The organism is Bradyrhizobium sp. WSM1253 (assembly GCF_000244935.1).
GTDB lineage: Bacteria > Pseudomonadota > Alphaproteobacteria > Rhizobiales > Xanthobacteraceae > Bradyrhizobium > Bradyrhizobium canariense.
Genome location: NZ_JH600073.1, coordinates 8,198,522 through 8,219,242, shown reverse-complemented (window position 1 = coordinate 8,219,242; position 20,721 = coordinate 8,198,522). Strand labels below are relative to the sequence as shown.

Here is a 20,721-nt window from a genome sequence, read left to right as displayed (position 1 = left end):
CCTGTGCTTCCGCAATCTAAACCGGCGTGTAGATCACGAGCTTTAGCGCCGGATCGTCATTGGCCTGAAAGCTGGTGTGCTCGAACCGGAGCACGCCCTTGGTCGGATGGTTCATGGTCTTGAGGCCCGCGGCAGTGCTGCGGATCTCGTGCGCTTCCCACCATTTGACGAATTCCGGACTGCCCTGGCGCAGCCGCGTCAACAAGTCCGTAAAGGCGGGATCGCCGGCCCAGACGTCGTGAGTGGCGCGAAACATCGCGACCATGCTCTTGGCGACGTCGGCCCAGCCGGCACCGTAGAATTTTCGCGTCTGCTTGTTCGTCAGCACCAGCAGCAGCGTGTTGCGATCCTGCTCGGGCAATTGTCCGAACCCGAAGATCTCCTCGGCCGCCGCGTTCCAGGCCAGCACGTCCCAGCGCCGCCCCGTGATGTAGGCCGGCTGCGCCAGGCTCTCGATCATCCGCCGAACGGGCGGCGGCACGATCTCGCGCGTGAACGCGCGCCTATCGCCGTCGCGCGCAAGTGCCTTGAGATGGGCATGCTCGGTCTTGCTGAGGCGTAACGCGCGCGCCAGCGCGTCGACGGTGGTGACCGACGGGCTGACGGTGCGGCCCTGTTCGAGCCGGATGTACCAGTCGACGCCGATGCCGGCGAGCTGCGCGACCTCCTCGCGGCGCAGGCCCGCGGTGCGGCGTCGCCAGCCCGCGGGAAGTCCGACCATCTTCGGCGACAGCTTTTCGCGGCGGGACCTGAGGAAGTCGCCGAATTCGACGCGGCGTGGGTCGGCCATGGTGACGTGCCTCGATGGAGGGCCTGGGGAATACTAGGATAATACCAGGCCTTCCCGACCCTGGAAAGCCGGCGCATATGGGCTTCACCCCACGTTGAGGTGAGATCATGAAGGCTGCCGTATTGAAATCATTTGGATCGCCGCTTGCGATTGAGGAAGCCGCGGACCCTGTGCTCGGCACGGGCGAGATCATCGTGGACGTCATCGCAACGCGGGTGCTGTCCTACATGAACGAGGTCTTCAGCGGGGCGCGCAACTATGCGCTCGACCTTCCAATCATCCCGGGACCAGGCGGCATCGGCCGGGTCCGCGCCATCGGCCCGGACGCGACGAAGCTCAGCGTTGGCGACTGGGTGTTCTGCGACCCGACGGTGCGCTCACGCGACGACGCCGCAGCGCCCGACATTGCCCTGCAAGGACTCACCGCCCCCGGTGCCGGCGCCATGCGCCTGCAACAGCATTTCCGCCACGGCTCGTTCGCCGAGCAGATGCGGGTGCCGACGGAGAACGTGAAACGGCTCGGCACGATCACGCCGGAGGACGCCACGCGATGGTGCGCGCTGGGGACGCTGCTGGTGCCCTATGGCGGTTTCCTTGCCGCCAATCTTCAGGCGGGCGAGACCGTGCTGGTGAGCGGGGCCACCGGCAATTTCGGCAGCGCGGCCGTCTCGGTCGCGCTTGCGATGGGCGCGGCCTGCGTGGTCGCGCCCGGCCGCAACGACAAGATCTTGGCCGACCTCGTCCGCCGCTTCGGCGACCGCGTCAAGCCGGTCAGGCTCTCCGGCAATGAGGACGACGACCGCGAGCGCATGAAGCGCGCGGCACGAGGGCCGATCGACTGCGTGCTCGACATCATGCCGCCCTCGGTGAGCACGAATGTGGTGCGCGCGGCGATCATGACGGTGCGTCCTTACGGCCGTGTCGTGCTGATGGGCGGTGTCGGCATGGCCGGCGGCGCCGGCCTCGAGCTGCCCTACCCCTGGATCATGCGCAATTGCATCAGCATCCACGGCGTCTGGATGTACCCGCCGGATGCGTCAGGCCGCCTGATCGCGCTGGTGCGCGCGGGACTGCTGAGGCTGGAGGAGTACGAGGCCACCGCCTTCGACCTCGACCACGCCAATGAGGCGGTAGCCCATGCCGCCGCCAATGGCGGACCGTTCAAACTGACGGTGATCCGGCCTTGAACGCCCCGGGGAGCGCCATTTTTTTAGTCAGTCCGGCCAAGCACTTGGCTACTGTGCATGGGGTTGTTTTCGCGGTTTTTACTCGAGCTCGACCACCTGGCCGTTCGACAGCGACACGCGGCGGTCCATGCGGCCGGCGAGCTCCATGTTGTGGGTCGCGATCAGCATGGAGACCTTGGTCGCCTTGACGAGCTGCATCAGGGCCTGGAAGACGTGGTCCGCGGTGTGCGGATCGAGATTGCCGGTCGGCTCGTCCGCGAACAGCACCCGCGGAGCATTGGCCACGGCGCGCGCGATCGCAACGCGCTGCTGCTCGCCGCCCGACAGCTCGGACGGACGGTGCGTGATGCGCTCGCCGAGGCCGAGATAGCCCAGGATTTCCTTGGCGCGCTTGACGCTCTCGGACTTCTTGAGGCCGCGGATCATCTGCGGCATCATCACATTTTCGAGCGCCGAGAACTCCGGCAGCAGCCGGTGCGACTGGTAGACGAAGCCGATATCGGTGCGGCGAAGCTGGGTGCGCTCGATGTCGGGCAGTTGCGAGGTCGGCGCGCCATTGACGTAGACCTCGCCGGAATCGGGCGCTTCCAACAGTCCCGCAATGTGCAGCAGCGTCGACTTGCCCGAGCCGGACGGCGCCACCAGCGCGACGGACTGGCCCGCCCACAGCGCGAGCTTGGCGCCGTCGAGGATCGTCAGCGGCACCTCGCCCTGCAAGTACTGTCGCTTTATCTCGTGGAGATAAATGACCGGTACATCTTCCGCCCCCTGGCTCTCCATCAGCCCCTCACTCGTACCGCAGCGCTTCGACGGGATCGAGGCGCGCGGCGCGCCAGGACGGATACAGCGTCGCCAGGAACGATAGCGTCAGCGCCATGATGACGACGGCCGAGGTCTCGCCGATGTCGATCTCGGCGGGCAGCTTCGACAGGAAATACAGCTCTGGCGAAAATAGCTCGGTGCTGGTCAGCCAGGACAGGAATTGCCTGATCGATTCGATGTTCAGGCAGATCACCAGCCCGACGATGAAGCCGACCATCGTACCGACCACGCCGATCGAGGCGCCCGTGATCAGGAAGATGCGCATGATCGAGCCTTGCGAAGCCCCCATCGTGCGCAGGATCGCGATGTCGCTGCCCTTGTCCTTCACCAGCATGATCAGGCCGGAGACGATGTTGAGCGCCGCGACTAGCACGATCATGGTGAGGATCAGGAACATCACGTTGCGCTCGACCTGGAGCGCGTTGAAGAAGGTCGAGTTGCGCTGGCGCCAGTCCACCAGGAACACCGGCCGGCCCGCCGCCTCCGTCACGGCCTGGCGGAACGCGACGATCTGATCCGGATTGGTGGTGAAGACCTCGATCGAGGTGACGTCGTTGCTGCGGTTGAAATAGGCCTGCGCCTCCGCGAGCGGCATGAACACGAAGCCGAGATCATACTCGGACATTCCGATCTCGAACACCGCCGCGATCTTGTACGGTTTTATGCGCGGTGTCGTGCCCATCGGGGTGACCGCGCCCTTCGGCGCCACCAGCGTGATGCTGTCGCCGGCGTGCAGCGACAGCTGGTCGGCGAGGCGCCGGCCGATCGCGACCCCCTGCCCGTCGTCAAAGCCCTCGAGCGAACCCTGCTTGATGTTCTTGGCAATCGAGGTGAGGTTGTTGAGGTCGTCGGAGCGGATGCCGCGCACCAGCACGCCGGAGGCGTTCCACGGCGATGACGCCAGCGCCTGGCCATCCACCACGGGCGCTGCGAGCCGGATGCCCTGGACCTGGCTGAGCCGGTCGGCGACGTCCTTCCAGTCGGTCAGCGGCGACTCCAGCGGCTGGACCAGGATGTGGCCGTTGAGCCCGAGGATCTTGTCGAGCAGCTCCTTGCGGAAGCCGTTCATGACGGCCATGACGATGATCAGCGTCGCCACGCCCAGCATGATGCCGAGGAAGGAGAACCCGGCGATGACCGAGATGAATCCCTCCTTGCGGCGCGCCCGTAAGTAGCGCGCCGACAGCATCCACTCGAATGGCGCAAAAGGCGCGGTTTGAACGGTTTCGGTCATGGTCTCATCCATCGCTCGATAGTCCCATGATTCGGGGTCAAATGTGGCCGGATTGGCGGCCGCAATCTGGGGCGATGAACAATATTCAGCCGACCAGCCTTATCAGCCCACAAGTCTTGCGACCACGTCCGCAGGCGACATGGTCTCGCGGGCGCCGTCACTTCGCCGCTTGAGCTCGACCTTGCCGTCGGCGAGCCCTTTCGGCCCGATCATGATCTGCCAGGGAATGCCGATCAGGTCGGCGGCGGCGAATTTGGCTCCGGCGCGCTGGTCGGTGTCGTCGTAGAGCACGTCGACGCCCTTGGCGGACAGCTCCGCATAGAGCTTCTCGCAGGCCGCATCGACCGCCGCATCGCCCTGCTTGAGGTTGAGAATCGACACGCGGAACGGGGCAACGGCCTCCGGCCATTTGATGCCGGCATCGTCATGGCAGGCCTCGATGATGGCGCCGAGCAGGCGCGAGACGCCGACGCCGTAGGAGCCGCCATGGATCGGCACGTCGACCCCGTCGGGGCCCGCCACCAGCGCCTTCATCGCGTCGGAATATTTCGTGCCGAAATAGAAGATCTGCCCAACCTCGATCCCGCGGGTGTTCACCCGCTTGTCCGCGGGCACTTCCTGCTCGAAGCGCGCCGCGTCGTGAACGTCTTCCGTCGCCGCATAGACCGAGGTCCATTGCTTGATGATCGGCGTCAAATCGCTCTCGTAGTCGACGTCCTCGCCCGGCACCGGCAGGTCCAGCACGTCGCGATTGATGAACACGCCGGATTCGCCGGTCTCGGCGAGCACGATGAACTCGTGGCTGAGATCGCCGCCGATCGGGCCGGTCTCGGCGCGCATCGGGATCGCCTTCAGCCCCATCCGCGCGAAGGTGCGCAAATACGCCACGAACATCTTGTTGTAGGCGACGCGCGCCGCGGCCTCGTTGAGGTCGAACGAATAGGCATCCTTCATCAGGAACTCGCGGCCGCGCATCACGCCAAAGCGGGGACGCTGCTCGTCGCGGAATTTCCACTGAATATGATAGAGATTCAGCGGCAGGCTCTTGTAGGACTTCACATAGGCGCGGAAGATCTCGGTGATCATTTCCTCGTTGGTCGGCCCGTATAGCAGCTCACGCTTGTGCCGGTCGGCGATGCGCAGCATCTCGGGGCCATAGGCATCGTAGCGGCCGCTCTCGCGCCAGAGATCGGCAAGCTGAAGCGTCGGCATCAACAGTTCCAGCGCGCCGGAGCGGTCCTGCTCCTCGCGCACGATCTGCTCGATCTTCTTGAGCACGCGGAAGCCGAGCGGCAGCCAAGCGTAGATGCCGGCGGCCTCCTGCCGGATCATGCCGGCACGCAGCATCAGCCGATGCGAGACGATCTCCGCCTCTTTCGGATTTTCCTTCAGGATGGGCAGAAAGAACCGCGACAACCGCATGGCAATACTCGAGGAATCAGTGATGGCTTGCAGTGAAACCGGATTGGGAGCCAAAACACAAGACCGGGAATGAGGAAAACCCGCTAACACAGCGGAATTCCTGTCATTTTTCCGTCGACTTCAGGTTCGACGTGATGCGCCGAAGAGCCCGATTCAGGGCGCCGCCACCTCGAGCTCGTCCTCCAGCGTGATCTTCTCGAAATCGCTCAAGAGCGCGTCGATCCGCACATGCCAGCGGCCGGCAAAGGGCAGCTCGACCTTGCGCACGTGCCAGTAGCGGTCCGGCCCGCGCGAGGCGTCCCGCTCCATCGGCTCGATGCCGCGTTCGGGCAGGCTCAGCGTCAGCGTCACCTCCTTGGCCTCAAGCACCGCCCCCTCGCCGGTCATGAGCTGCAGCACGAAATCGTCGATACCCGCCTTACCCGGCGAGACCAGGACCTGGAACATCGCCCTGTCGGTGTGGATGTGGATCGCCAGCGGCGTCTCTGGAATGATCGTCCGCGGCGGCGGCGTGAAGCGCCAGCCGGCCACGACGGCGAAGATGCCGAGCGCGATGGCGCATTCGAGCACGATCGAGCGCTTCAGGCTCTGCGCGGCCTTGTGATCCCCCGCCAGAGCCGGAGTCAGGCGAAAGCGGTTGAGCGCGGCAAGCGCCAGCAGCACGAGCACCAGCGCCAGCTTGATCGAGAGGATGAGTCCATACCGAGTCTCGACCAATGCGGACGGCTTCTCAAGCTGGACGATGGCGAGCGCGAGGCCGGTCAATGCCAGAACGCCAACGGCCAGCGCGGCGATGCGGGAGAAGCGGTTCACGACAGGCAATGCCGCGGCCGATGTCTTTGACAACAGGGCGACCAGCGGCGCGAGGGCCCCAATCCAAAAGGCCACACCGAGACCATGGAGAAAGATTGTCGGGCGGGTCAACAGTTCGGGCGGTGCCGTAGCGGCGTGCCCGGTCATGGCCAGCGACAAGCCGACGCCGACGAAGGCAATGATCGCCAGAGCGCGCGCGCACCACGCGTGGCCTAGCGCCAGCAGCGCGAACAGCATTGCAGCGATGGCCACGAGCAAGGCTGGGCCCGCGCTGGTCCCGGATGCGACTTTCCAGGGAGCCATCGTCGCGAGAGCGGACAGCGGTAGGCCGAGGAGATCCAGCCCCAACACGCCAATGGACACCACCGCGCTCGTGAGGCCGATGGCGAGCGCCACGCGCGGAACGGTCATGCCGGTCATCGACCACGCAACCCAGCGAGCAAAGAACACGCCGCCGACGCCGACGAACAGGCCAAGATTGAGACCGACCCGCGCCAGCCAGATCAGCACGTTCAATCCGCCATCGGCGTTTGCGGGAGGTTGCGTCCCCGTCGGCGTGCCGATCGAGAAGATCGCCGATCCCGCGACGGGATGGCCGTCCTGCGAAATGACGCGATAGCTGACGACGGCCGTGCCCTGCGGCAGGTCCGCCGGCATCACGACCGAGATAGTCTCGCCCGATGCGTTGACGCGCACATCATCCCGCGCCCTGCCCGCGCCGTCGATCAGCCGGATCGCGCCCGGCGTCACTGTCTCATTGAAGCGCAACTCCACCGCCTTTGGCGCGCTCGCGAGCATGCTGCCGCTCGCCGGCTCGACCGCGACCAGCGCCGCGTGCGCCGAGACGCCGGTTGCGAAGCCGACGACGAGGAGCAGCGTCGCGAGCGCGGCGAGCAGGCGCATCAGGGTTTTGGCAGGAGTTTTACGCCCGGCGCCGGTGACTTGCCCTCGTGCGAATGCCCGGCCCCCTCCGCGGGGATCTCGATCCAGCGGCTGACGCCGGTCTCGCATTCCTGGATTACGGGAAAGTACAGGATTGTGTTCGGTTTGAGCGTGTCGGTCAGGGCCGTGTGCATGACGAACTCGTCATAGTTCTTGTCCGGCAGCTTGCCGCCGGACCAAGTCACCTCCTTGACGCCGGAGGAGAGCCTGTTGCCGTGATAATCGTATTCGCCGGCGTATTTGCCCTCGACCACGTCAACACTCCAGCCCGCCTTCGGCATCGGTTTCACCGCGATCACGCCTTCCGGGATCTGCACCCGGATTTTCACCGTGGGCGAGCCCGCGCAGCCGTGCGGGACGGCGAAGACGGCCTTGTAGGAAGCACCGACCGTGGCCTGCTTGCCTTCGAGGAAGACGTGCGCGGTCGCTGGCGTTGCCGCAAAGACGCTCAGAAAGATCAGCCAGGTTCGCTTCGACATATTGGGTCTCCCGAAGGTCCAGATCATGCTCGTCACATCTTCATTCCCGAATGATCCGGCATTTTCTTCATCATGTGCCCGCCCTCGCCCGGCGCCTGGGCGCCGACGCCCTGTACGTCGAGGGAGACGGCGACCTTGCCGGCCTTCTCGAACTGAAGCGTCACCGGCACCTTGTCGCCCTGCTTGAAGGGGCCCTTCAGCTCCTGCAGCATCAGGTGGTAGCCGCCGGGGGCGAACTTCACCGTCTTGCCGGGATCGATCACGAGACCCTTGTCGAGCAGACGCATCTTCATCACGCCATTGTCCATCGCCATCTCGTGGACCTCAGCCTTCCCCGCGATCTCGGCGGAGACGCCGACCAGCTTGTCGGCCACTGTGCCCTTGTTCTCGATGGTGAGATAGCCGCCGGCGACCTTAGCGCCGCCCGGTGTCGCCCGGCTCCACGCCTGCGAGATGACGAGATCGCCCGCCTTGACGTCGTCGGCCCGCGCGACGGCACAGCCGGTCAGCAACAGTGAAATTGCAAGGAGAGTTCGTCCGATAGTCTTCATGTTGATTGCCTCTTTCACGATTGATCGGGCCGAGAATGGCCCTGCATTCTTCCGCGACACCCTTCCGCTGCCGTCAGCATCGGCATTCGGAACGCCGGCCTGCCGCGGAGCCGAACATAGACCCAAGTGCCATTTGCCCGTCACCATCGATACCTCATTCCAGCGTACACTGCTCTTCCCGTACCCGGCTCAAACAATGCTGACGTCGCCGTCGCTCGATCGATGATGCTCGCGCTGGCTATGTAGGTCTTGTTGGTGAGATTGCGCCCCTCGATGTAGGCAGACATCGGGCCGCCATTGTCGAACCCGGCTTTCAATCCCAACAAGGCGTAAGGCTCTGTCGTCAGCGTGTTCATGCTGTCCACAAAGTAGGCCTGTGGCACCCATTCGACGTTGGGTCCAACATAGAAACCGGTAGGGTGCTTGTAGAGAAGCTCCGCGCGCAAATAGTGACTTGGGGCTCCCGGCAATCGATTGTTTCCGAAAGTGGGATCTTTGTCGAAGCGGAAGTCGTTGAAGGAATAAGCGACATTCAGCCAGATTTTGTCCGGCGCCGGGCCGTTGACGAAGATGTCACGAAAGATTGCTGCGCCCGCGCCGGCCTCGATGCCTTGATGGATGGTGTGGTCGGCATTGGTCACATTGCAGTTGCCAAAAGCACTATAGAGGCATTGCAGTTCGTCGCGAATGTTGGCCCGGTACGCCGTCAGTTCCCAGGCGTAATCAGGCCGCTTCATGCGAGACCCGATTTCGTACGTGGTCGCAATCTGCGGGCGGATGCTGGTGAACGGAATCGTCGGAATGCCAGGACCAATCGCGCTTTCGCCGAAGCTCGGCACCTCGGCGCTCCGCGAGACATTGGCGAAGGCCTGCCAGGCCGGATCGATTTGCCACAACAGACCGCCTTTCGGCGACCAGACATTAAAGCGCGTTGCCCCCGATTGATCCCCGTCGCTGAGGAAACGATCCTGCCGATTGCGGGTCGCGTACAGAAATTGCGTGCCGCCGATCACCGCAAGATTTGGAATGACGTAGAAGCTGTCTTCGACATAGGCGGAGGTATTCTCCGACCGATCGATCGAGGAAGAAAGCAGTGCACCCTTCTGCCCGCCAATGTTGGCGAACTGCTGGTTGTCGATGCTGCCGTTCAGCACATAGACGCCCGCGACCAACCTGTTGCGGAAGCCGCCAATGGTGCGGTCATCCGTGATCTTCGCGAATCCTCCATAGTCCTTGTAACGGTAGTCCAGCCACTGGAAAATCGGATGCATCAAATGGCGATCGACACCAAAGGCGCCGAATTCGACTTTGGTGTCATCGAAACGAACGGTGGTTTTGTTGGCGAGCCTGACAGTATCGATATTGCGCTGCTGATCCATCGCAACATTCGCGGGTGCAGCAGCTTCCGGATCGGTCAAAGCGGATGTCTTGGTCACGGTACCCGGGATTCGCTGCCGGACTTCGTTGGCATTGAGGTAGAACCGGGTCTCGACATCCGGTGAGAACTGATACCCAATATTGCCGCTCAAACGGTTGCTCGAGCCAAAACTGTGATCGCGAAAACCGTCCGCGGCCTGCGCGGAAGCGGTCACGAAACCGTCCCACCGCCCGTTGACGCCTCCTGCGTTCGCCTGAAGGCGTTTGTAGCCGAATCCTCCGACATCGAAGGACACACCATTCGGAAACGAGTCGCGGCCGGTCGGAGTCACGAAGTTGATCGCGCCTCCGAGCGAATTGGCGCCAAACTGAAGCGCGTTGCCGCCCTTGAAGACTTCGACATATTTGTAGGCGCTCGGATCGATCTCCTGGAAATCGCCATAACCATCCGCGGTGTTGATCGGAATGCCGTCCATATAGAGCTGCACGCCGCGCAGATGAAAATTGCGCGACAGGCCGGACCCGCGAATCGAAAGGCGGGTGTCGTCGCCCCATTTGGGCTGGGCGTACACGCCGGGCACGTAATCAAGAACATCCTTGATCGTGTTGGACGGCGTCGAGTTCCTGTACGCATCGGCCGAGACGAGCGCCACGCCGCCCGGAGTCTGGTTAATCTCCGCCAGCGCTTGTTGCGCAGTCAGAACCGTCAGGGCACCCGGAGCCCCTGCACTCTGTTCGCTCGCGGTTTGCTGCGGCGATGGGGTCGTTCGCAGGCTTCGCGTGACGCGGGCCGATCGCGCAGAATTGCGTGGCGATCGGACGGCCGACGCACGCTTCTGCTGAGGCGCCTCAACTGTGATAGGCGGCAGCACTGCGCTGCTGCTTTGGGCAAAGGCTCCGTTCGATGATGCAAGCAGCGCGGCCTGAATGGCAACGACGCTCACACCACGGCGGGCATGACAACGTAACATGGGGCATTCCTGACGCCGGGCTTTCTCTCCGGCCTTTCGACAGCATTAATCGCCTACGGCGGACCGCGGCGATCACGAGAGTCGTCAGGAAAATTGAGGCGGTGCGCGCGCCTGCGCGTTTGTGCCTTTATGGGCCGCCCCGGCGGATGCCTCCGCCGCGTGCCACACCACGCGTTCGGCATGGCGGAAGGGAACGGAGAGCGCGGCATGCGGCGGCGAATCGAGCGACGCGCCCACCTGCGCCAGGCAACAGAGGGCACACGCACCGGCATGTGCGACCGGCGTACCCGCTGGGTCGTTCAGGCCGCCCTGCTCGCTCGCGCTGTGGCAGATGACGGCGGCGGACAACGGATCGGCCACGGCTTGGCCGGCCGCCAGACAGGCGGCAATCGGCGCCAGCACCTGCATCACCAGGGCGAGCAGGACCAGAGGTAGGAATTTTTGCAGCCGTGCGCGCATCCGCCGAACCATTCGTTCGTCTACTAACTAAACACCGCGCTATGGCCGAGTCGAGCCCGGTTCCGCCGCCTTCTTAATCCAGCGCAAACTTCCCGGAAAACCGTGGTCCGACCGCCCACAGGAGGGAACCTCCGGCATTTGAGGCAGTCGAGCCGATGGCCCATCCACAGATTTCTTATGTTTGTCATATGCTTACCCGGCCGGCAGCCCGATCATTTCGTCAATTGCTCGAATTTTGAACATTCGTTGCCGAAAATGATGACAAGTGAGAAAAGTTGATCTAGCATCCCCTTGCTCAGGCTGGCCGCGAGGTCGAAGTCTGGTGGTCCAAGTCTCGGGAGGAGCCCCTGACGCGCAAAATGCAGCGTCGCCCCGCCAATCAAGATCAAATCTTAGAATCGGGGATAATAGGGTCGACACAATTTTCGAGCGGGGCTAGGGCCCCGCTCTTTTTTTGTCTGAATGGCCACAGCGCCGATGAACCTGTCTCCCAATCCGATCGAACAGAGCTTTGAACTTGCAGCCTCGCGCTGCATCGACCTCACGCCACTCGTCTATCGACGGCTGTTCGAACAGCATCCCGAAACGCGGGCGATGTTCCGCAAACAAGGCAGCGAACTCGTGATGGGCTCGATGCTGGCACTCACGATCGAGGCGATTCTCGACTTCGCCGGTGATCGCCGTGGGCAATTCCGGCTGATCGCATGCGAGGTCGTGTCGCACGATGGCTACGGCACGCCGCGCGAGCTGTTCACTGCCTTCTTCGCCGTCGTCAGGGACACGCTGCGCGATCTTCTCGGCGATGAATGGTCGTCGGACATCGCGCAGGCCTGGGACCGACTGCTCATCGAGATCGACGCGTTCGCCGGCGCCCCGGCCTGACGATTTGCGCTGCACCAACGCGTCTCGCGGCGATCCCGCCGTTGATTGCGGATTGAGTGGCGCCAACTCTTGTGAGACACTTTCGGACATCGGTCGCGCAATCAATGACGCGTCGAAAATAGAATTGTATGGGAGCGAGCGATGTCCGGGACGAAAGATTTCTCGACGACGAGGCGCGATCTTCTTCAGGCGGCAGCAATCGCCGGCGCCGCGACTGCCATCCTCGGCAGCATGGGCATAAACCCCGCCCTTGCAGCCGAAGTCGGACGCAGCGAGAAGCCGCTGAAAGCGGCGTTCTCCAACGCAGGCCTCCAGGCGACCTGGTGCGCGCAGGGCAAGCAGGCGGCGGAATTCTGGGGCAAGCTGTTCAATGTCGAAGTCACCTGGTTCGACGGCCAGCTCGATGCCGTGAAGCAGCGCGCGGCGATCGACAACATGGCGTCGCAGAAATGGGACTTCGTCGCGATCCAGGCTTTTGGCATCGGCACCCTCACCCAGCCGGTGCAGAAGATGATCGACGCCGGCACGCCCGTGATCGACATGGACACGCTGATTGCGCCGCTGGACCAGATCAATGTCCACTCCTTCCTCGCCCCTGACAACGAGTTCATGGGCGCCTCGGTGACGCAGGCGCTCTGCAACGCCATGGGCGGCAAGGGCAAGATCATCATGACGCAAGGAGCCCTCGGCCACACCGGCGCGCAGGGCCGCGCCAAGGGCTTCAACAACGTCGTGAAGCAATTCCCCGGCATTGAGGTGCTGGACACGCAGCCGGCCGACTGGGATGTGTCGAAGACCGCACGTCTTTGGGAAACCTACCTGACGAAGTACCCGCAGATCGACGCGGCGTTCTTCCACAATGACGACATGGCGCTCGCCGCCGCCAACATCATGAAGGCGCGGGGCCGCACCAACATCCTGATTGGCGGCGTCGATGCGATGCCACCGGCGATCCAGGCGGTCAGCGAAGGCCGCATGTTTGCCACCGTCCGCAATCCGTCCTGCCGAATCCATGGCGGCGCGATCATCGCGGGCGTTTCCGCCGTAGTCGGCGGCGAAAAGAGCGGACAGGGCATTCCGAAGAACGTCGTTACCGACGGACCGGTCGTCACCAAGGCCAACGCCGCCGGGATGCAGTGGATGCAGGATCATTTCCTGATCTGAGTCTCCATGCGAGAGGATCGTTCGCCCATCCTGGAACTGCAGGGCATCACGAAGAGCTTCGGCGGCGTCGAGGCGCTTCGTGGTGTTGACTTCGCGCTCTCACCCGGCGAGATCCACGGTCTCGTCGGCGAGAACGGCGCGGGAAAAAGCACGCTGATGAAGATCATCGCCGGCGTGCACACAGAATTCTCCGGCCGCTTCCTGATCGACGGACAGGAGACGCATTTCCGCTCGGCCCGCGACGCGCACAGCGCCGGCATCGCCATGGTGCACCAGGAGCTGTCGGTCGCGCCCGACCTCACGGTCGCGGAGAACGTGTTTCTGGGCAACCAGCCGACCAACCGGCTCGGCCTGGTGCAATGGCGGCGGATGGCGCGCGAGGCCGGCGAGCAGCTCGCCCGCTTCGGCATCGATGTCGATCCGATGAGCAGGCTGGGTGACTTACCGATCGGGCTCCAGCAGCTGATCGAGATCGCCCGCGTGCTGTTCTCCGGCGCACGCATCGTCATCCTGGACGAGCCGACGTCCGCCCTCTCCCCGCCCGAGGTCGAGCGACTGTTCGCGACGCTGCGGCGCCTGCGCGAGGAAGGCACGGCGATCGTCTTCATCTCGCATTTCATCGAGGACATCTTGCGCGTGTCCGACACGGTGACTGTGTTCCGCAACGGGCGGAAGGTCGCGGAGACCGCAAGTGCGGCGACCAGCAAGGGCGCGCTGATCGAGGCCATGATCGGTCGCGGCGGCGAAGCGCTCGAGCACAGCTACAGCGACGATCTGATGCTGCCGCAGCCGAGCGACAGCTCGGTGGTCCTGAAGGTCAACCAATTGTCGCTGGCCCGCAGCCTGAAGGACATCTCCTTCGAGGCGCGCGCCGGCGAAGTGCTCGGCATCTACGGCTTCATGGGCTGTGGCCAGCAGGAATTATCCCGCATCCTGTTCGGCAAGCTGAAGCCGGACGGCGGCACGCTCGCGGTCGAGGGCAAGCCCAAGACTTTCGCGAGCACGGCAGCGGCGCGGCGCGCCGGCGTGGCGCTGGTGCCCGAGAGCCGGCGGGCGATGCTGTTTCACCAGGAGCCGGTCTACAAGAACATCTCGATCAGCATCCTCGATCGCATCTCGGCGTTGCTGCTGAAGCCGGCGCAGGAGCGCGACATCGCAAAGCGCCAGGTCGAGCAGCTCCAGATCAGACCGCCGGTGGTCGGCCTCGATCTCGGCATGCTCTCCGGCGGCAATCAGCAGAAAGTCGCGCTGGCGAAATGGCTGACCTATCCGCCCAAACTCCTGGTGCTGTGCGAGCCCACCCGCGGCATGGATGTCGGCGCCAAGAACGACGTCATCAACATCGTCCGCGATCTCCGCGCCAAAGGGCTTGCGATCATCGTGCTGTCGACCGAGCCGGAAACGGTGCTGTCACTGGCTGACCGCATCCTCGTGCTCAAGCGCGGCGCATTGGTGCGGGAGTTCACGAACGAGCCGGTCAGCAAGGACCGCCTGCTGGAAGCGGCGTGACGGAGAAGCACGATGGCGAGCAGTGACACGGCTTTGGCGGCGGGGCAGCGGGCGCGGGGGCTTGCGCCCTTCCTGCGCTCGCAGATGCGCAACATCGCCCCGTTCCTGACGCTGATTTTTCTGTCCGGCTTCTTTGCACTGGCCAGCCCCTCCTTCGCGACGCTGGACAATCTCGGCAACATCCTGACGCAGGTGTCGGTCACGGGAATCATCGCCGTCGGCCTCACCTTCGTGATCCTCTGCGCGGAGATCGACCTCTCGATCGCCAGCATCGCCAACGTCACGGGCATCGCGGTCGCCTACTTCACGCTCCAGGAATCCTACGTCAACATTCCCAACATTCCCCTGCCCGGAGCAGCGGCGATCCTGCTGGCTATTTTGCTCTGCGCGTTGCTCGGCCTCGTCAATGCGCTCGGGCTGACCGTGATCGGCATCCCCTCCTTCATCATGACGTTGGCGATGATGCAGATCGCGGCCGGCATCTCGGCGCTGCTGGTGCGCGGCCAGATCGCCTACAAGGTGCCCGGCGTGATTACCACGCTCGGCTCCGGCTCGATCGGCGGCATCCCATGGATCGTCATCGTCGCCGCGATCATGCTGCTTGGCGGCCATCTGGTGCTGACCTACACGCGCTTCGGCCGCTACGTCTACATGGTCGGCGGCAACCGCGAGGCGGCCGAATATTCCGGCCTCAACGTCAAGCTCATCCTCGGCGCGGTGATGGTCATTTCGGCAGTGTGCTCCGGGATCGGCGGCATGCTCGGTGTCGCCCATTTCGGCAGCGCGCAGCAGAACGAGTTCGATACCTATCTGCTCGACTCCATCGCCGCCGTCGTGGTCGGCGGCACCAGCCTGTTCGGCGGCCGCGGCGGCATCGGCAACACCATCGTCGGGCTGTTCGTGCTCGGCGTTCTCAACAACGGCCTCGACCACGTCAACATCGACAGCTTCCTGAAGATCCTGATCCGCGGCCTGATCCTGCTGGCGGCGCTTGTCATCAATGTCTATGCGCAGCGGCTGAGGGAAAAGGCGGTGGAATAGCCGCCCCTCAAAACCAAAAGCGCGAAAACAACCCCATGCACAGTAGAGACTGTGAGGGACTTCAACGACTTACAAAAACCCGAAATTGTGTAGCAGCGACCGTGGCGGCGTTTGACTCGTCGGGCAAAACAGGAGCATGATTTCATCGTGGCGGTGTGCGCAGGTCGGCTCCGGACAGCGCCCCAACCTCCGTCATTGCGAGCGCAGCGAAGCAATCCAGACTGCCGCCGCGGAAAGATTCTGGATTGCTTCGCTGCGCTTGCAATGACGACGTGACCGCAGGGGCAATCCAGCCTCACCTTCGATCGCGGAGCATGAGACCGCGGCCTAGCTCTCGGCCTAGTCATCCGACCCAAGCCGCGAGAACCGGAAATTGCAGTGGCTCGCACCGCCCGCTAGCGTCTGTGTCCTCTCCAGGCGGATGCCTCGCGCTGCGTAGGCGACGAAATCGAGCCCGCAAATATTCGGCAGGGCGTCCTTGTCTCCATGGCGCGCCGCGAGCTTGCAGAAGCCGCAAGCCTTGTAGTTGATGCCGAATTCAAAACTGTCACCCGTATCAGGCTCGACGAAATCATAGACGAAATCTTCCGGAAATTCGGTCTGATGGCTTTCGGTCGTGCTTCTCGCCGCCTGCTCGCGTAGCAGGGCCTGGTTCTCCGGCGACATGAATTGACGCCCCGAGGCGAGACGTTGCGCTTCCGATACGGTGAGCAATTGCGCCTTGTAGGTTTCCCGCTCGATCTCGCCGATCACAGCCACCGGCACGCCGTGGCGCCGCAGCACCCGGCTGATGGCCATGAAGCCCATCAACCGCATGAAGAAATCGCTCATGCGGCTCGCAGCGCCGCCGACATAGGGCATTTGGGTGAGCACGATTTCGAATTCGTCCATCACCTCCCGCCTGATGCCGTCGATGTCCGAAAGCTGCGCGCGCTCGCGCAACATCGCTTCGGCCAGGTCGAGCCGATCGCGCATGGCGGCCTCCATGGCACCGCGATGCGCTTCGTAAAACGGATGGATGATCTCAGCCATGGGACACCTGATATGATTGGCTCATTGCAAAGTCGGCCGGTTTCACTCGGCGGCGATCGCCTCGATCTCCAGCAGCCATTTGCTGTCGACGGTCTCGACAATCACGACCGTCAGCGCGGGCTGGTGTTCGCCCAGCATCGCGCGACGAATGGAGCGGTTGGTCACGAGTTGAGCGCGGTCGGTCAGGAACGTGGTGACCTTGACCAGATGCGCGACGCCAAGGCCCGCGGCGGCGAGCACCTCGATCAAATTGCGCCAGGCCTGCTCGCACTGCGCCTCAAAACCGTCAGGGACGGTGCCGTCGGATCTCTGGGGCACCTGGCCGCTGATGAACAACAGGCGGCGATGCTGCGTCAGTTCAACCCATGCAGTAGCCGCCGGCGGGAGCATGGACCGTTGCGGGATTGTGGCTGACGATGTGAGCTGGGGACATAGGATTTCTCCGGATTGCAGGTCGATCGTATCCGGCGCCGTCACCGCTTCGCAAAGCATCATCGCTGCGGCTCAGCGCAAGAAAATCTATTGCAAGGCCACAGCTCATCGGTGTCAAAATGGAGACCGATGACCTACATCCTTCCCCCACTCAACGCGCTCCGCGCGTTCGAAGCCGCCGCCCGGCATCTCAGCTTCAAGCTGGCCGCGCACGAGCTACACGTGACGCCCGCCGCCGTGGGGCAGCAGGTGAAGGCGCTGGAGGCGCGCCTCGGCGTGCAGCTGTTCGAGCGGCTGCACAAGCAGCTCATCCTCACCGTCGCCGGTCAGGCCTATCTGCCCGGGGTCTCCGAAGGCTTTCGCCACATTGCGGATGCGACCTCACAATTGAGGCCGGCAGGTGCGGTGCTGCTGCAATTGGGCATCCATGGCAGCTTCGACCTCCGCCGCCTCGATCTCGCGGCGTTTCGCAGCACGCATGCGGAGATCGGCTTACGGGTGCTGCATCCGGCCGGCCTGCACGAATTGGTCGAAGGCAAGGTCGACCTGCTGATCGCTCGCGGCCTCGGCCACCATCCGGGCTATCGCTGCGACCGGGTCGATGAGGGATCGGGTCTGGGTGATTGGCTCGTTGCGCCTGAAGGCACCGCGGATTGTCCCGAGATCGTCAGCTTCCGCGCGTGGCTGCGGGCGCTGCCGGCCCGGAACGCGCTCGGAAATCGTCGCCCTCGACTGGTCGGCGGCGTCGGGAGCTGAAAATGACCCAAAGGCGACATAATCGCTTGATTCAAGTTGTCTTCTTGTGAGGTGAAGCTACCGGGGCAAATGATGGGTCGCGCCAAGCTCGTTCTCGCTATTTGTTTCTTCTTCTTTGGGCTGACCGCGGCAAACGCTGCGGGGGTCAGAAATTTCGACATTCCCGCTGCCGCGGCCGGGCCGGCGATCAGGCTGCTGGTCTGGACACCATGCGCCGAGCCTCCAAAAGAGATGGACGCACGTGGTGCCATTTTCTTCTCCGTACCCGGGTGCTCGGTGACTGGCGAAAAGCTTCCTCTTATCGTGATATCGCATGGCAGGAGAGGATGGTTCGGTGGTCACCACGACACGGCCGCGGCGCTGGCCGATGCTGGTTTTGTCGTCGCTGCGCTCAATCATCCCGGTGACACCTGGCGCGATGCCAGCCGTACCGACAGCCTTTCCGTGCTCGTCGAACGCCCCGCGGATATCAAGCGACTGATCGACTACATGCTCGAAAGCTGGCCCGATGCATCGCGCATTGACGCCCGGCACATTGGCCTCTACGGCTTCTCGTTTGGCGGCTATACGGGTCTCGCCGTCATCGGCGGCAATCCAGAATTACGAAAGGGCTTGTCCAATTGCGCGACATCGAGCCTGTTGGCTTGCAAGCAGCTTGAAAGCGGCGAGGTGCCGGGCCAACCGATCACACCTGACCCCCGCGTCATAGCCGCAGTAATTGCCGATCCTTATCCGGCTTTTGTTTTCTCCGAGGAGAACCTGAAGAAAATAGCGATACCGGTGCAACTATGGAGTTCCGATCCGGCGCAAAATGCTGACGGACTCTCCGGATGCTGTGCTTCAACGATCAAACAACGGCTCCCGGCGCCGGATTATCACTTCGTGGCCAACGCCAAACACTTCTCTTTTCTTGCCACTTGCATCCCGAAGGAGACGCAGGCCAACCCTACCGCTTGCACCGATGCGCCGAATTTCGACCGTGTCGATTTTCATCGGAGTTTCCACACCGACGTCGTGGCGTTTTACCGCAAGCACTTCGCTGACGGTGCTGGCCAATAGCGATACCGCTCTAACTGTTCCATTTATGGCCTGCACCGACAGCACTGAGCCTCGGGGAAACGATGTCTCAAGGCGGGGAGCGCGCGGAAATTACGCCGACGAGAGGCATTCGGCTAGTCCGCGACGTGGTGTTGGCTCGACTGAGGTGACGGCGCTCGAAACTTTGCGGTGCTGCCGCTTGATGGCGAAGCTAACTGCTACCGTGCGGTCCGGGAATTGGCTCGAAGTCGGGATCAGGCCGCCTGGATGACGGCCCAAACCAGACAACTTAAGCGTGCGCGACTAGCCAAGCGCGTCGCAATGGGACAGAATGACGGTCATTACCGGGCATAAGCTGAGATCATGACAGAGCCGCCGACCGCACCGTTTGCGCCCTTCGAATGGATGCTCTCAGCTCGCTATTTGGGGGCGCGCCGCAAGGACGGCTTTATCTCGGTCATCGCCGGATTTTCGTTTCTCGGCATTATGCTTGGCGTTGCCACGCTAATCATTGTCATGGCCGTCATGAACGGCTTCCGCAAAGAGCTTCTAGACAAGATCCTCGGTCTCAACGGTCACATTCTAGTCCAGCCGCTGGAAACACCTCTAACCGACTGGAAGGATATGGCCGAGCGTCTCAGCCTGGTGCCAGGTATCCGCTTGGCCGCGCCTGTCGTCGACGGCACCGCGCTAGCGTCGTCTTCCGGCGCATCTGGAGTTCTGGTGCGTGGCATTCGCGCCGACGATCTTAAGAAGCTCACCTCTATCGCCGACAACATCAAGCAAGGATCGATCGAAGGCTTTGACGAGAACCAGGGGGTTGCCATCGGGCAGCGCCTCGCCGATCAGCTCTCGCTCCATGCCGGTGACGCCATCACGCTCGTTGCGCAACACGGCGCGGTCACCCCGATGGGGGTTATGCCGCGGATCAAGAAGTGTGAAGTCAGAGCCATATTCGAGATTGGTATGTCTGAATATGATGCGAGCATGGTCTTCATGCCAATCGCAGAGGCTCAGTCGTACTTCAACCGCGACAAGGACGTGACTGCGGTCGAGATCTTTACAGCCGATCCCGCTCGCATCGATCAGTTTCGCAAGGCTGTGACGGAAGCAGCCGGGCGGCCAGTCTTCCTAGTGGACTGGCGGCAGCGGAACTCGACCTTCTTCAATGCGCTTCAGGTCGAGCGCAATGTGATGTTTCTGATTCTGACCATGATTGTGCTGGTAGCTGCGTTGAATATCGTATCTGGGCTCATCATGTTGGTGAAGGATAAGGGCAGCGATATAGCGATCCTCAGGACCATGGGTGCTTCACGAGGCTCGATCATGCGGATATTCCTGATTACGGGTGCTTCGATCGGCGTCGTGGGAACGTCGGTCGGGTTGGTCGTTGGGCTTCTCGTCTGTCTTAATATCGATTCGATCCGACAGTTTCTATCCTGGCTGACCAGCGCCGACTTGTTCCCGAGAGAACTCTATTTTCTCTCGAAGCTGCCAGCGGAGATTGATTTCGGGGAGACCAGCGCGGTCTTGATCATGGCGCTAACCCTGTCGCTTCTCGCAACGCTCTACCCATCGTGGCACGCCGCCCGGCTCGATCCCGTGGAAGCGCTTAGGCGGTGAGATCGACAATTGTTGTGGTCCCATGATGCCGAACCTAATTCGTCGTCCGTGAAGAGCGGCTAAGCGATTGAGCTAGGATCGCATTTGACTTTGTGGACTGTTTTTGGAATGCAGGATTTTGATGCTTGGGGCATCGGAACCTTGCAATTTCATTTTCAGGATTCCGTCGAATCGCCAGTCATGATTCGGTGGTCGCA

The 20,721-nt window shown here is 62.8% G+C and carries 18 protein-coding genes and 1 pseudogene; 8 read left to right on the top strand and 11 right to left on the bottom strand.

All coding sequences use genetic code 11. The features are described 5' to 3' along the window. Positions 1-16 precede the first annotated feature (16 nt). A complete protein-coding gene (locus tag BRA1253DRAFT_RS39880) occupies positions 17-790 on the bottom strand; it encodes a helix-turn-helix transcriptional regulator (RefSeq protein WP_007603610.1) in 774 nt (257 codons plus the stop codon). A gap of 107 nt (positions 791-897) precedes the next feature. Between BRA1253DRAFT_RS39880 and BRA1253DRAFT_RS39875 the strand changes: the two genes are divergently transcribed. Further along, the gene (locus BRA1253DRAFT_RS39875; RefSeq protein WP_007603609.1) at positions 898-1,977 is read left to right on the top strand and encodes a zinc-binding alcohol dehydrogenase family protein; all 1,080 of its coding nucleotides are present in this window, start codon (positions 898-900) and stop codon (positions 1,975-1,977) included. Positions 1,978-2,055: 78 nt separating this feature from the next. On the opposite strand, the gene BRA1253DRAFT_RS39870 is transcribed toward BRA1253DRAFT_RS39875, so the two are convergent. The 8 genes from BRA1253DRAFT_RS39870 to BRA1253DRAFT_RS39835 form a co-directional block, all read right to left on the bottom strand. Beyond that, positions 2,056-2,757 (bottom strand): ABC transporter ATP-binding protein, encoded by a 702-nt coding sequence (locus tag BRA1253DRAFT_RS39870; protein WP_007603608.1) that lies wholly within the window; start codon positions 2,755-2,757, stop codon positions 2,056-2,058. A gap of 7 nt (positions 2,758-2,764) precedes the next feature. Further along, on the bottom strand, positions 2,765-4,045 hold the full coding sequence (locus BRA1253DRAFT_RS39865; protein ID WP_007603606.1) for a lipoprotein-releasing ABC transporter permease subunit: 1,281 nt from the start codon (positions 4,043-4,045) through the stop codon (positions 2,765-2,767). Between the two features lie 90 nt (positions 4,046-4,135). Continuing rightward, a complete protein-coding gene (gene proS, locus BRA1253DRAFT_RS39860; protein WP_007603605.1) occupies positions 4,136-5,455 on the bottom strand; it encodes a proline--tRNA ligase in 1,320 nt (439 codons plus the stop codon). 153 nt (positions 5,456-5,608) lie between these two features. Further along, positions 5,609-7,171 (bottom strand): CopD family protein, encoded by a 1,563-nt coding sequence (locus BRA1253DRAFT_RS39855; RefSeq protein ID WP_007603604.1) that lies wholly within the window; start codon positions 7,169-7,171, stop codon positions 5,609-5,611. After that, positions 7,171-7,689 carry a YcnI family protein gene (locus tag BRA1253DRAFT_RS39850; protein ID WP_007603602.1) on the bottom strand — a complete coding sequence of 173 codons (519 nt, stop codon included), beginning with the start codon at positions 7,687-7,689 and terminating at the stop codon, positions 7,171-7,173. The genes BRA1253DRAFT_RS39855 and BRA1253DRAFT_RS39850 overlap by 1 nt, the downstream gene beginning before the upstream one ends. Positions 7,690-7,721: 32 nt before the next feature. Next, positions 7,722-8,240 (bottom strand): copper chaperone PCu(A)C, encoded by a 519-nt coding sequence (locus BRA1253DRAFT_RS39845; RefSeq protein WP_035995788.1) that lies wholly within the window; start codon positions 8,238-8,240, stop codon positions 7,722-7,724. Positions 8,241-8,380: 140 nt separating this feature from the next. After that, a complete protein-coding gene (locus tag BRA1253DRAFT_RS39840) occupies positions 8,381-10,588 on the bottom strand; it encodes a TonB-dependent receptor domain-containing protein (protein WP_007603599.1) in 2,208 nt (735 codons plus the stop codon). Positions 10,589-10,672: 84 nt separating this feature from the next. Next, on the bottom strand, positions 10,673-11,047 hold the full coding sequence (locus tag BRA1253DRAFT_RS39835) for a DUF2946 family protein (RefSeq protein ID WP_245286061.1): 375 nt from the start codon (positions 11,045-11,047) through the stop codon (positions 10,673-10,675). 477 nt (positions 11,048-11,524) lie between these two features. On the opposite strand from BRA1253DRAFT_RS39835, the gene BRA1253DRAFT_RS39830 reads away from it, so the two are divergent. The 4 genes from BRA1253DRAFT_RS39830 to BRA1253DRAFT_RS39815 all read left to right on the top strand — a co-directional run bounded on the left by BRA1253DRAFT_RS39830 (position 11,525) and on the right by BRA1253DRAFT_RS39815 (position 15,643). Further along, a complete protein-coding gene (locus BRA1253DRAFT_RS39830) occupies positions 11,525-11,929 on the top strand; it encodes a globin (RefSeq protein WP_007603597.1) in 405 nt (134 codons plus the stop codon). A 141-nt stretch (positions 11,930-12,070) separates the two neighbouring features. Further along, positions 12,071-13,093: a sugar ABC transporter substrate-binding protein gene (locus BRA1253DRAFT_RS39825; protein WP_007603596.1), complete on the top strand. Its 1,023-nt coding sequence runs from the start codon at positions 12,071-12,073 to the stop codon at positions 13,091-13,093. Between the two features lie 6 nt (positions 13,094-13,099). After that, positions 13,100-14,602, top strand: a complete 1,503-nt coding sequence (locus BRA1253DRAFT_RS39820; protein ID WP_007603595.1) for a sugar ABC transporter ATP-binding protein — start codon at positions 13,100-13,102, stop codon at positions 14,600-14,602. Between the two features lie 12 nt (positions 14,603-14,614). After that, the gene (locus BRA1253DRAFT_RS39815; RefSeq protein WP_007603594.1) at positions 14,615-15,643 is read left to right on the top strand and encodes an ABC transporter permease; all 1,029 of its coding nucleotides are present in this window, start codon (positions 14,615-14,617) and stop codon (positions 15,641-15,643) included. 339 nt (positions 15,644-15,982) lie between these two features. On the opposite strand, the gene BRA1253DRAFT_RS39810 is transcribed toward BRA1253DRAFT_RS39815, so the two are convergent. Both BRA1253DRAFT_RS39810 and BRA1253DRAFT_RS39805 read right to left on the bottom strand, forming a co-directional pair. Continuing rightward, a complete protein-coding gene (locus tag BRA1253DRAFT_RS39810) occupies positions 15,983-16,675 on the bottom strand; it encodes an L-2-amino-thiazoline-4-carboxylic acid hydrolase (protein ID WP_007603592.1) in 693 nt (230 codons plus the stop codon). 42 nt (positions 16,676-16,717) lie between these two features. Then, positions 16,718-17,108, bottom strand: a pseudogene (locus BRA1253DRAFT_RS39805) (RidA family protein). Between the two features lie 128 nt (positions 17,109-17,236). Between BRA1253DRAFT_RS39805 and BRA1253DRAFT_RS39800 the strand changes: the two are divergent. From BRA1253DRAFT_RS39800 to BRA1253DRAFT_RS39790, 3 genes are all read left to right on the top strand, one after another. After that, positions 17,237-17,863 carry a LysR family transcriptional regulator gene (locus tag BRA1253DRAFT_RS39800; protein WP_007603589.1) on the top strand — a complete coding sequence of 209 codons (627 nt, stop codon included), beginning with the start codon at positions 17,237-17,239 and terminating at the stop codon, positions 17,861-17,863. Between the two features lie 69 nt (positions 17,864-17,932). Then, positions 17,933-18,922 carry a hypothetical protein gene (locus tag BRA1253DRAFT_RS39795; protein WP_007603588.1) on the top strand — a complete coding sequence of 330 codons (990 nt, stop codon included), beginning with the start codon at positions 17,933-17,935 and terminating at the stop codon, positions 18,920-18,922. A 342-nt stretch (positions 18,923-19,264) separates the two neighbouring features. Further along, positions 19,265-20,524: a lipoprotein-releasing ABC transporter permease subunit gene (locus BRA1253DRAFT_RS39790; RefSeq protein ID WP_007603587.1), complete on the top strand. Its 1,260-nt coding sequence runs from the start codon at positions 19,265-19,267 to the stop codon at positions 20,522-20,524. The last annotated feature ends 197 nt before the right edge of the window (positions 20,525-20,721 follow it).